Consider the following 12,744-nt stretch of genomic DNA (forward strand, 5'->3'; position numbering starts at 1 on the left):
GAATATCCGGGAATTCTTGACGCGCTCCATCGTAACAGGCATTATGGCGCATTACTGTAGCGCACTACTTATGAAGGGCGTGCTCGTGGAAATTGCCGGCTATTGCACCCTGTGCCGATCCCGATGCGGAACCATCAACACGGTCGAGGACGACCGGCTGATCGCCGTGCGGCCGGACACGTCACACCCCACGGGAAAGGCGATGTGCATGAAGGGCCGCGCCGCGCCGGAGCTCGTCCACAGCCCGCACCGTATGCTCCACCCGATGCGCCGCACCGCCCCGAAGGGGGCGGCCGATCCCGGCTGGGTCCGCATAAGCTGGGAGGAGGCGCTGGCGGAGACCGCAGCAAGGCTCTCCCGCATCAAGGCCGAGAGCGGCGCGGAGGCCATCGCCTTCAACGTCACCACCCCGAGCGGCACGCCGATCTCCGACAGCATCGACTGGATCGAGCGCTTCATCCGCCATTTCGGCAGCCCCAACACCTGCTACGGCACGGAGATCTGCAACTGGCACAAGGACGTCGCCCACGCCTTCACCTTCGGCAGCGGCATCCAGCCGGCGGATTACGAGAACGCCGACACCATCCTCCTGTGGGGCCACAATCCCGCCAATACCTGGCTGGCGCAGGCGCATGCCATCTCGAACGGCCGCGCCAAGGGCGGCAATCTCGTCGTCGTCGATCCGCGGCCGACCTCCCTGGCGAAGCAGGCCGACGTCTGGCTGCCGGTCAGGCCCGGCACCGACGGCGCGCTGGCGCTCGGCATGATACGTCACCTGCTGGCGCATCGCCTCTATGACGACGCCTTCGTCCGGCAATGGACCAACGGCCCGTTCCTGGTGCGCGACGACAACGGCCTTCTCCTGCGCGAGCGCATGCTGTGGCCGGACCGGAACACCGACCGCTGTCTGGCATGGGACGAGGAGCGCGGCGAGGCCGTGCCGGTCGATCCCGAGCAGGCCATGGACGCCGGCACCGGCCGCCGGCTGCGGCTGCGGGGCGAGGTGGTGCTGCCGGCCACGCCGGGAGCCCCCGAAGGGCTCGCCTGCAAGCCCGCGCTCGAGGTGCTGGCGCGCGGCGCCGAGCCCTACGATCCCGCCCGTGTGCGCGACCTGACCGGCGTCGAGCCCGAGGCGCTCGTCCGCGCCACGGATTTCATCCGCGGCGGCAAGCGCATCGCCTATCATTCCTGGACCGGCGTCGGCCAGCACAGCAACGCCACCCAGACGGAGCGGGCGATCGCCGGCATTTACGCGCTCTGCGGCAGCTACGACACGCTCGGCGGCAACCGCGTGCGTCGCGGCCCGTTCTACAATGCGGTGAGTGCGCTCGAGAAGCTGACGCCGGAGTTCGTCGCGAGGGCGATCGGCATCGAGGAACGCCCGCTCGGCCCGCCGTCGACGGGCTGGATCACGGCGCGCGACACTTACCGGGCGATCACCGAGGGCAAGCCCTACCGGCTCCGCGCGCTGATGGCCTTCGGCTCCAACCTGCCGGTCTCGCAGGCCGACAGCGGGCTGGCCGAGGAGGCCTTGTCGAAGCTGGAATTCCACGTCCATTGCGACCTGTTCGAGACGCCGGCGGCGCGCTATGCCGACATCTTCCTGCCCGTCAACACGCCCTGGGAGAGGGAAGGCGTCCGCTTCGGCTTCGAGATCAGCGACGCGGCGCAGGCGCTGGTGCAGTTCCGCCCGCGCATGGTGAGCCCACGGGGCGAGGCCCGCTCCGACAACGATATCGTGTTCGACCTCGCCCGCCGGCTCGGCATGGCCGACGATTTCTTCGGCGGCAGTCTGGAGGCGGGCTGGAACCACATGCTGGAGCCGCTCGGCCTTTCCGTCGAGGCGCTGCGCGGCACGCCGGGCGGGGTCCGCTGCGAGATCGACGCGCGCGAGCGCAAATATGCGCTGCCGCACCACGACGACGATCAGCGCGTGCGCGGCTTCGACACCGAGACGCGGCGCGTGGAGCTCTATTCCGAGCTGCTGCTGCGCCACGGCCAGCCGGCAGTCGCGACCTTCGTGCCGCCGGCCGAGGACGCGATCAATGCGAGGAACCGCACCGGCGGCCGCTTCCCGTTCGTCCTGAGCTCCGCCAAGAACGGCTACTATTGCCACACCCAGCACCGGGGCCTCGTATCGCTGCGCAAGCGCGCGCCCGATCCGGTGGCCGAGATCGGCGTGGGGCTTGCCCGCGACCGCGGCATCAACAGCGGCGACTGGATCCGCATATCGACGCGCAACGGTGCCGCCCGCTTCGTCGCCCGCGTCCTGCCCGAACTCGCCGACGACGTGGTCGTCGCCGAGTTCGGCTGGTGGCAGGCCTGTCCCGAGCTCGACCGCGACGCCCTGCCGGTGCGCGGCCCCGAGAGCAGCAACGCCAACAGCCTGATCTCCGCCGACGCCATCGATCCGGTCAGCGGCTCGATCCCGCATCGCTCGTTCCGCTGCAATATCGAGCTGGACCCGGCGACGGAGCCGCGCCAGCGCGCCTGGCAGGGTTTCCGGCCCTTCCGCGTCGTATCCGCCCGCGCGGAGGCCGATGGCGTCCGCGCCGTCACCTTCGAGGCGGAGGACGGCGGGGAGCTGCCCGACTACCGCCCCGGCCAGCACATCCAGATCCGCGTCGGCGGCGAGGGCGGGATGAGCCGCACCTATTCGCTGACCGGCCCAGCCGAGACGAGCGGCCGCAGGAGCTATAGCATCGCGGTGCGCCATGTGGCCGAAGGCCGGATGTCGGGCTTCATCAACCGCGATCTCTGCGTCGACGACCGCGTCGAGCTGAAGGCGCCGTCGGGCAATTTCCTCGTGCCGCGGCGCTCGCCCCAGCCGCTCGTGCTGCTCGCGGGCGGCATCGGCATCACCCCGTTCATGAGCCTGCTCGAATCGCTGCCGGACGGCGACCCGGGCGAGATCTGGCTCTACTACGGCAACCGCAACGGCGGAACGCACGCCTTCCGCGAGAGCATCGGCCAGCATCGCGGCCGCCTGCCGGGCCTTCGCGTCGCTAATCACTACGACCAGCCGCTACCGGAGGATATCTTCGACAGCCGCGAGCAGCTCGGCGCCGATGTCGTGCCGCAATCGGTCATCGATCGCCAGCCCCGCATCTATATGTGCGGTCCGCCAGGAATGATGCGCGCCTTCTCCGACGGCCTCATGGCGCGCGGCGTGCCCCGTTTCGACATCTTCAGCGAGGTGTTCCGCTCGCCGCCGACGACGATCGCGAACGACGGCAGGACGCACCAGGTCACGTTCTCCCGCTCGGGGGACGGGCCGAAGACCTGGTCGGCCGCTGATGGGCCGCTACTCCGGTTCGCCGACAGGCTCGGCCTCGATCTGCCGAGCGGCTGCCGGGTCGGCCAGTGCGAAAGCTGCGCCGTGCGGATCGTCTCCGGCAAGGTGGTCCACCTTCACGGCACGGAGCCGGACGACCCCGACACCTGCCTTACGTGCCAGGCCGTCCCACTGAGCGACGTCGTGCTGGATGCATAGGCGGATATCAACCTCGACCAGGCCGAAGTAATATTTGCCAATTTGACGTCGACCATAGGCAATGGATTTTTTTCAATGCGGATCGAGGTTGGCCACCAGTCGTTCCAACGTGTCCTGTCTTCTCGCGCGAAGCCTGCCTCGATCAGTGCAGGCGCCACGTGCTGAAGCAGGGGAATTTAGACGCGCGCTTCGCAGCAGGCCGTCAGCATGCCGAACGATTCTTAGCTTGATGGAAGGTTGCCTGGCTATCGCGCCGGGGTTCATCTCTTCAGAACTCGGTCCATTCCTGTGCGACCGCGGCATTGCCGGTTACGAGCGCTGCGCGGCGGATACCTGGTGCAGGCTTCAAATGCGCAGTGTCCGGATGGGCCATGCTGCGTGCCACCTGGCGGAGAGCGGCCGCCGGGGCAGCTTCGTTGCCGAGCCGGAACTGGGCGACGAGTTCCCTCAGCTTTGCCGCCTCGGTGGCAAGCGTCGCAGAGGCCGCATTGGATTCTTCCACCATCGCCGCGTTCTGCTGCGTCGTCTGGTCCATGGCGTTGACCGCCTGGTTGACCTCCGAAAGGCCCGTCGACTGTTCCTTCGCCGAAATGACGATCGCATCCATATGCGTGTTCATCTCGGCAATGAACCCGCCGATGGTCCTCAGCGCGCCGCCGACCTGGCGCACCAGCTCGACGCCGCCCGAGACCTGGTTCGTCGAATTCTGGATAAGTTGCTTGATCTCCTTGGCGGCGTTCGCCGAGCGCTGGGCAAGCTCGCGTACTTCCTGAGCGACGACGGCAAAGCCCTTGCCCGCCTCGCCGGCACGGGCGGCTTCCACGCCGGCGTTCAACGCCAGCAGGTTCGTCTGGAAGGCGATCTCGTCGATCACGCCGATGATGTTGGAGATCTGCTGCGCGCTGTCCTCGATCTTGCGCATGGCCTCCTCGGCATGGGAGACGACGTCGGACGATTCCGTCGCCGACACGTTGGCGCGGCTGGCGACGCCCCGGGCTTCCTCGGTCCGCTTGGTCGAATTGACCACGTTGGACGTGATCTCCTCCACCGCGGCGGCGGTCTCTTCGAGCGAGGCCGCCTGCTGCTCGGTACGGCGCGACAGGTCGTCGGCGCCGGCGGCGATCTCGCGGGTGCCCGATTCCATGGCGGCGATGCTGCCGGCGATCGCCGAGAGTGTCGAGCCCAACTGGGCGACCGAGCGGTTGAAGTCGTGGCGCAGCGCCTCGAAATCGGGTGCGAAAGCCTCGTCGAGCTGGAAGGAGAGATCGCCGGAGGCAAGCCGCTGCAAGCCGCCCGCAAGGCCCGACGTGGCGATCCGGAGCCGCGAGGCAGCTTCAGCTTCCGCCTGTTCCTGAGCGGCAAGCCGGTCGACCTCGGCGCGGCGGCGGTTCTCGTCGGCCTCGGCCTCAAGCCGGCGATTGGCCAGCGCGGACTGCTTGAAGACCTCCGTGGTCGCGGCAATGCGGCCGATTTCGTCCGTTCCGACATAGACGGTCGGCACATCGAGATCGCCTTCTGCCAGGCGCTGCATGGTGCCTGCAAGGCGCTTGAGCGGGCGGGCGGCGAAAAGCTGGTTGAGGATCCCGAGCATCACGGCGACGAGGGCGACGAGGATGGGAACGACCAGGCTGATCGTCTCGACCGAGGAAAGTGCTGCCTGCTGATTTGCCGATGCGACATCGGCGCGCTTCTGCAAGGTGCCGATCAACGTGGCAAGCTTGCCTGTGAACGCGTTGACGCGGGTAGTGCCCTCGCCGGTGGCCTCGATGGCGCGGGCGAGTTCGACCGTCATGGGATCGCGCATGCGGACGATCTGGGGATTGACGAATTCATCGCGCCAGGCGGCTGCGACGGCCGCCGTCTCCTTGAGCACCGCGACCTGGTCCGGTGCCGTCCTGGCGAAATCCGTCGCAAGCTCGCCCGCTTTGGTGTCGATCTTGGCGCTCTCGCCCTGGTAGATCGTGACGAAATCGCGATTGCCGGTCAGAAGGAAGTTCTTGTAGGCGAGGTCGGCCTCCGAGACCGCGTCCGACAGGCGGCCCGTCTCGTCGATCAAGGCCCCGATATCGAGATTGGCCTCGACCATGCGCGTGGCCGTGGTCGAGCGCATGTAGATAAGGCCGCAGGCGGCGGTCGCGATGATCGTGAGCGTCGCGAAGGCGGCAAAGCCCTTCAGGCTGACGGAGATGTTGTTCAACAGGGACATGTCTATGCTCCTCGACACCCTCTGCGCCGTCCCGGCCTTGCGAGGGATTCGGTTATGTCAGGCCTGCCGGCAGCTCACGCGCCGGCTTTTGCACGCCGGGCGAGTTCCGTCAGGTTGAGTTCCACGGTCGCAGCCCCGATGGATTTGCCCTCGGCATCTGTCACGGTGAAGTTCACCTGTCCGCGCCAGATTTTCATCTCGTCATCGAATTCGGGCTCGTCGATGAAGACGGCGTCGGGGGCAACATCATAGGTCTTCTGGAACTTGGCTTCGTCGCCTTGCCAGAAGTCGCTGGTAATGGAGCTCTGGCCGACGTTGAGGCCGTTCTGGTCCATGATGAAGATCTCGGCATAGAGGCCGAGCGAGCGCCCCTGCATGCGCGAGAGGTAGATGGACAGGGGATTGGAGAGCGTCGCGGCGATCAGCGGCTTGTCCTCGCTCTCGCGCTCCTGGACCCATTGCCGGTCGAGCGTGTCGATCGTCGACCGGTCGAGCTTCGCAAATCGGCTGTTCTGGGTGTCGATCGAAATGCGGACGATGTCGCTCTCGATCCACGACCGCATCTCCTTGATGACCTCGGGCGTGACGAGCTTTTGAATGTCGAGGCTTACGGGTTCTGCCGCGGCGACTGCGCCTGAAAGCGCAAGGCCGCTGACGGCGGTGAAAAGCAGTCGGCCAAGCAGCATGATAATCTCCTTATGGCAATACTAGGTGCAGGCCGAGCACTTTAGGAACAGTTAACGCTAAACAATAAAATAGGGATGGAAACTTGGCATTCGGCAACTCGTAGTTCCTGGTGCTGGGGTCGATAAGCGGGGCTTGCCCGGGATCGCACGAGCGCAGCCGCACCGAGCCGCGGCTTTCCGGCCGCATCGGGCCGTGCCGTCGCTTGATTTCGTTGCCCGGGAAATGCGAGCCCGCATCTCGCGTCCGCTCCCGCCCGACACGGTTCATGGGGCGATTGTGCGGCGCAGTAGCATTTCTGCCACAGTGGCAAGCGCTTGTTCGCAAGGCTGTCGGTGCATGGGGGATGCCGGAAACGCTCTTGCCGCCGCCTCGCTGCCCCTCGCACGCTTTGTCTTGCCCAGCATTTGAACGTCGCATGAAGCGTCTTCGCGCGGGGCCTGCCGTGATCGATGGCACTCCGAAAGTGAAGCGCCCACCCGCCGTCGATGATGAGCGACCTTTTCCATGCTTATTTACCAGTAAAAAAGACAATCTCACCCAAAGTGCAACTGCTCCATATAGCATATCTCAATATTAACTGACGCTCCTTGCGGAATAGATGCGAATTTCTCCATGTAAATTGAAAGCATCAGCAAAATTGTTTTTTGTCAATTGTGAAAATCATAGCCGCCAACAAGTGTAAACCTTGAAAATGTCAATTTAGTATCGATCATTACTCTCTCGATATTCACGGAAATTTAATGCGCGAGGTGTTTACCGATCGGAGCGAATGTATCGCTTCCATGGAAGGCATGATGCCCGAATTCAGGAGTGTCTTTTATGCGATTGGTCGATATTTCCGTCAGCAAGCGTCTTTGGGCTGCCGTCGCCGTGCCGATGCTGGCCGCCGGCTATCTCGCCTATGCCCAGAGTTCCGATCGTCTCGGGACGTACCACGGCATGAGTGATGTCGTCACCGTCAGCCAGGAGCTGGTGAAGCTCGGCGATGTCGTCCATGGCCTGCAGGTCGAGCGCGGTCTGACGGCAGGGTTCCTGGGATCGAAGGGTGCGGTCAATGGCGCGGAGCTTCATCAGGCACGCAGCGCGTCGGACGCCGCGACGGCCCGCCTCGCGGGGGCGATGGAGACGCTCGATGACGCGGTCGATGCCGATTTTTCCTCCGCGCGGCGCGCTTTCGAGACGAAGTTTGCCGAAATAGGCAAGCTGCGCCCGTCCATCGACGCGCTGACCGCGACGGGACAGGATGCCTTCGTGGCCTATACATCCGTCATCGACGATATCATCACGCTGGCCGACCGCCTTTCCAAGCTTGCCGCCGATGCGGCGATCGCGCAGCGCATGTCCGGCTATGTGCACCTGATGCAGGCCAAGGAGGCAGCGGGCCAGGAGCGCGCCCTCGGCAACGGCTTCATCGTGTCCAGCCGGGTCGATCCGGAGCGGTTCGGCATCTTCACCGGGCTTGCAGGCCGGCAGGACGCATTGATCGTATCGGCCTTCTCCGTGCAGGACGAAGACCATCGGACGCGCTACGAGGCCATGGTGTCCGATGTGTCACAGACGGTGGAGGGCCTGCGGGCGCGCATCGTCGCCGGCGGTGCGAGCGCCGCGCTCGAGGGGCTCGAAAGCCCGCAATGGTTCGCGGCTGCGACCAGGCGCATCGATATCCTGAAGACGATCGAGACCGAGAGCCTCAAGGATATCGGCGATCTTGCCCTTTCGAGCGCCGAGACGGCCTACCGCAATTTCCTCACGCTCGTCGCGCTCTGCCTCACCGGTGGCCTCATGATGGCGGCCCTTTCGGGGCTGATGGCGATGACCGTGGTGCGCCCGATCGGCCGCATGGTCGGGGCGATGGGGCGGCTTGCCTCGGGAGATATCGATTTCGATCCGATCACGACCGGTCGCAAGGACGAGATCGGCGATATGGAACAGGCCGTGGAGGTCTTCCACAACGCGGCCATCCGCAACCGGACGCTGGAGGCCGCCGAATCCGAGCGGCGCGCCGCGGCCGAGCGCGAGCGCGTCGAAATGCAGCGGGCGGCGGAGGCCGAGGCCGAGGCCCGGCTTGTCCAGGCGACCTCGACATTCGCTTCCAGCATGCAGCGTCTGGCGGCGGGCGACATGATGTGCGAGTTGCAGCAGCCGCTCGACTCGCATTTCGAGGCATTGCGGCAGGATTTCAACGCGTCCGTCCGGCAATTGCGGGAAACGCTGCAAAGCGTCGGCGTCTCGGTCTCGACCGTCACGGGGGGCTCGCACGAAGTTTCCTCCGCGTCCGACGATCTCTCGCGCCGCACCGAGCAGCAGGCCGCCTCCCTGGAGGAAACCGCGGCGGCGCTGGAGGAGATCACGGCAAATGTCGCTGCCACCTCGAAGCGGGCCGATGAGGCACGCAATATGGTGCGCCATGCGCGGGCGAAGGCCGACCAGTCCGGCGCGGTCGTGCAGAACGCGGTCCTCGCGATGGAAAGGATCGATCAGGCCGCGCGGCAGATCGGCCAGATCATCGGCGTCATCGACGAGATCGCCTTCCAGACCAACCTGTTGGCGCTCAATGCCGGCGTCGAGGCCGCGCGTGCCGGTGAGGCGGGCAAGGGTTTCGCCGTCGTCGCGCAGGAGGTTCGCGAACTGGCCCAGCGCTCCGCCAAGGCCGCGCGGGAAATCAAGGAACTGATCGGCAACTCGGAAGCTGCGGTGGGCGAGGGCGTGCGCCTCGTCAGCGATACCGGCACGGGGCTCGGCGAAATCACGGAGCTGGTCCAGTCCGTCGCCCGGCACATGGAGGCGATCGCCACGGCGGCGCAGGAGCAGTCCGCCGGGTTGCTGCAGATCAACACCGCGGTCAACCACATGGATCAGGCCACGCAGCAGAACGCCGCGATGGTCGAGGAGATGAATGCCGCAGGTGCCGCGCTGGCGCAGGAAAGCATGACGCTCGACGGGCTCCTCTCCCGGTTCGACCTCGGCCGCCCGGCAGGGTGGAACGCCGAACGAAAGGCCGCCTGACAAAGGCGGCCATCCAGGATTTCGCCACACGCAACCGTCGTTGGGGACACGGGAACAATCGGCGGACGGAGCGGTTCGTACGCGATCCGACCATGGCGAGGCGAACACGACCTCGACAGCGCTGGCGCTCGATCGCGTCGCCCGCCCCTCTTGCGGAGCGATCTGGAGCTGACCGGCACCAAGAACGGATGCGACCACAGTCAATGCGGCGCCCGCAGCGTCCCACCAGGGCGTCAGGGCTTTAAAGACCCCCTACCCCGCCTCGGCCGAAATCTTCAGGTCGAATTCGGGGGTCGGGCGTCTTGCAGCCTCATTCTTGGTGGAGTGTTACCCATCGTCAAAAGAGCTTGCCAAACCGGCGGGGGCTGAATTGGCTCGGGTTGGAAGGCCCATCCGGTTCCACGATCATCAGTGCGACCAGTTCCGCCGTTGCCGGACCGGCACAAAGCCCCATATGTCCATGGCCAAAGGCATAGACGACATCGGACGATCGCGAAGATAAGCCGATCACCGGCAGACCGTCCGGGGTGGATGGTCTGTGTCCCATCCACTTTGATACGGTCAATTCGCCGTTGGAGAGCGCCGGATAGGTGCGCCGCGCGTGTTCGACCAGAATGTCGGCGCGACGCCAGTCCGCAGGGGCGTCAACGGCAGCAAGCTCGACCTGGCCGGAACATCGCAGGCCATCGGTCATCAGGGTATTCGCCATTCGTCCGTCGCACGGCATCAGGGGAATGGCCGGGGCCGCCGCCGGGCTGGCGATCGTCACATGATAGCCCCGTTCGCTGATCAGCGGAATGCGGTCGCCCAGCGTTTTCGCGAGCGGCCTGGACCAGATGCCGGCGGCAACGACGGCCGCGTCACAGGCAAGCGCGCCGGATGGTGTGTCGACGCCTTGCAGGCGGCCCTTGTCGAACCGGAATCCGGACGCCCGCTCCTGGCGGAAGACCGCACCGAGCTTGCAGGCCTGGGAAACGATGCGCGCGACATAAGCGCCCGTATCGGGACTATGGGCGCCCGACGGGACCAGGAGCCCGATTTGATAACGTCGGTCCAGGGCCGGGATCAGGGCTTGCAGGCGCTCCCCCTCGATCCGCTCGTACTGCAAGCCGTTTTCCTTGCGCAGCCGCCACGCCAGATCGTCCTTGGCCAGCGATTCATGGTCGGTATAGGCATAGATCAGCCCACTTTGCCTCACCAATTCGGGCGCGCCGATGTCCTGCGCGACCCGAAGGTGGCGCGACGGCCCGTCCCTGAGCAGGTCGGACAGGATACGCACGGTATTCGCGACCTTTTCCACGCTCGCCCCGGCGGCAAGAAAGCGGAGCAGCCAGGGAGCAAGTCGCGGCAGGTCTTTCCAGCGGATGACGAGCGGCCCGTGCGTGTCGAGCAGCAAGCCCGGAACCTTTTTCCATAAGCCCGGCATCGACATCGGAATGGTCGAGGCCGGGCTTATCCAGGAGCCGTTGCCGTAGCTGGCCGCATGCGGACCGCCGGGCTGTCCAGGGTCGAGAATGGTGACGGCATGCCCTCGCCGCACCAGTTCGAGAGCCGTGCATGCCCCGACGATACCTGCGCCTATGACGATCACCCGTCTTGTCATGCGGTCACTCCTCGCGGAAACGGTTCAGACAGGCGCAAGTTCGTCATGCAGCAGGAAGTCGTAGTCGCAGCCCTTGTCCGCCTGCCCCGTATGGCGCGCATGAATGAGGCCGAAGCCCCGGGTGAATCGCGGGGCCGGCTGGGTCCAGGCGCGGCGGCGCTCTTCCATCTCGGCATCGCCGACGTCGATGTCGAGGCGGCGCCCCGGAACGTCGAGGGTCACCATGTCGCCGTCCCGGACGAGGGAAAGCGGGCCGCCGATGAAGGATTCCGGAGCGACATGCAGGACGCAGGCGCCATAGCTGGTCCCGCTCATGCGGGCGTCGGAAATCCGCACCATGTCGCGCACGCCTTTTTCGAGCAGCTTCTTGGGAATCGGCAATTGTCCCCATTCCGGCATGCCGGGGCCGCCCTGCGGACCGGCATTCTTCAGCACGAGGACACTGTCCTCGGTGACGTCGAGATCCGGATCGTCGATCCTCGTATTCAGGTCGTCGTTGTTCTCGAACACCACGGCCGGTCCCCTGTGGCGCAGAAGATGCGGCTCCATCGCCGTCTGCTTGATGATCGCGCCGTCCGGACAGATGTTTCCTTTCAGGACGACAATCCCGCCTTCCCCGTTCAGCGGCCGCGACCGTGGCCGGATCACGTCGTCATTGTAGATCGTGGCGCCCGAGATCGCCGCGCCGAGCGTCTTGCCGCCGGCCACCGGCGTGGAAAGATCGAGGAGATCGCCGATCTCGTTGAGCAGCGCGGGCAGGCCGCCGGCATGGAAGAAATCATCCATGAGGTAGTCCCCCGATGGACGGATATTGGCAAGAAATGGCGTGCGCGATGAAATGCTGTCGAAGGTTTCCAGATCGAGCGGAATTCCCGCGCGCCTTGCCATGGCGATCAGATGCACGATCGCGTTGGTCGACCCTCCCATCGCCATCACGGTGGTCACGGCGTTGCGAAACGCGGGTTCGGTCAGAAATCCGGACGGGACCGCGTCGTTCCAGACCATCTCGACGATATGCCGGCCCGACGCGCTGGCGAGGCGGGCATGGGCGCTGTCCACCGCGGGGATGGACGAACCGCCGGTCAGGGTGAAGCCCAGGACTTCGACAGCCGCCGCCATGGTGGAGGCGGTCCCCATCGTCATGCAGGTTCCCGGCGAGCGCGCGATGCCGTCCTCGATCTCGCTCCATTCCTCTTGCGTGATCCGGCCGGCGCGCAGCTCGGCCCAGTAGTTCCAGGCATCGCTGCCGGGACCGAGCGGCTGTCCACGCCAGTTTCCGCGCACCATCGCGCCGGCCGGCAGGAACAACGCGGGCACCCCGGCAGAAATCGCCCCCATCATCAGGCCCGGCACGGTCTTGTCGCAGCCGCCGAGCAGGACCACGCCGTCGATCGGGTTCGAGCAGATGATCTCCTCGACCTCCATCGCCAGCATGTTGCGATAGAGCATCGAGGTGGGTTTCTGGTAACTCTCGGTCGGCGCGGTGACGGGCAACTCCAGCGGAAAGCCGCCGGCCTGCCAGACCCCGCGGCGAACCTCGTCCGCGCGGGTCCTCAGATGGGCATGGCAGGGCACGAGCTCGGACCAGGTATTGATGATCCCGATGACCGGCTTGCCCATGAAATCCTCCATGGCAAAGCCCATCTGCTTGTTGCGTGACCGATGGGCGAAGGCGCGCAAGTCGTTCACGCCGAACCAGCGGTGGCTTCTCAGGTCCTCACGGGTTTTACGGCACATGGGGATTTCCTT

Annotated in this window: 6 protein-coding genes; 2 read left to right on the plus strand and 4 right to left on the minus strand. The window is 65.7% G+C overall.

Features of this window, described 5'->3' with window-relative positions:
* Positions 1 to 70: 70 nt before the first annotated feature.
* Positions 71 to 3,493 (plus strand): molybdopterin-dependent oxidoreductase, encoded by a 3,423-nt coding sequence (locus tag AB3G45_RS05810; protein WP_367829663.1) that lies wholly within the window; start codon positions 71 to 73, stop codon positions 3,491 to 3,493.
* Between the two features lie 268 nt (positions 3,494 to 3,761).
* On the opposite strand, the gene AB3G45_RS05815 is transcribed toward AB3G45_RS05810, so the two are convergent.
* The gene (locus AB3G45_RS05815) at positions 3,762 to 5,699 is read right to left on the minus strand and encodes a methyl-accepting chemotaxis protein (protein WP_367829664.1); all 1,938 of its coding nucleotides are present in this window, start codon (positions 5,697 to 5,699) and stop codon (positions 3,762 to 3,764) included.
* 74 nt (positions 5,700 to 5,773) lie between these two features.
* Positions 5,774 to 6,385, minus strand: coding sequence for a hypothetical protein (locus tag AB3G45_RS05820; protein WP_367829665.1), 612 nt, complete (start codon positions 6,383 to 6,385; stop codon positions 5,774 to 5,776).
* A gap of 820 nt (positions 6,386 to 7,205) precedes the next feature.
* Here AB3G45_RS05820 and AB3G45_RS05825 point away from each other — a divergent pair.
* On the plus strand, positions 7,206 to 9,392 hold the full coding sequence (locus AB3G45_RS05825) for a methyl-accepting chemotaxis protein (protein WP_367829666.1): 2,187 nt from the start codon (positions 7,206 to 7,208) through the stop codon (positions 9,390 to 9,392).
* Between the two features lie 337 nt (positions 9,393 to 9,729).
* On the opposite strand, the gene AB3G45_RS05830 is transcribed toward AB3G45_RS05825, so the two are convergent.
* Positions 9,730 to 10,995 carry an NAD(P)/FAD-dependent oxidoreductase gene (locus tag AB3G45_RS05830; RefSeq protein WP_367829667.1) on the minus strand — a complete coding sequence of 422 codons (1,266 nt, stop codon included), beginning with the start codon at positions 10,993 to 10,995 and terminating at the stop codon, positions 9,730 to 9,732.
* Positions 10,996 to 11,019: 24 nt separating this feature from the next.
* On the minus strand, positions 11,020 to 12,732 hold the full coding sequence (gene araD / locus AB3G45_RS05835) for an L-arabinonate dehydratase (RefSeq protein WP_367829668.1): 1,713 nt from the start codon (positions 12,730 to 12,732) through the stop codon (positions 11,020 to 11,022).
* Between the last annotated feature and the right edge of the window lie 12 nt (positions 12,733 to 12,744).

Source organism: Shinella sp. S4-D37, from assembly GCF_040812195.1.
Lineage (GTDB): Bacteria > Pseudomonadota > Alphaproteobacteria > Rhizobiales > Rhizobiaceae > Shinella.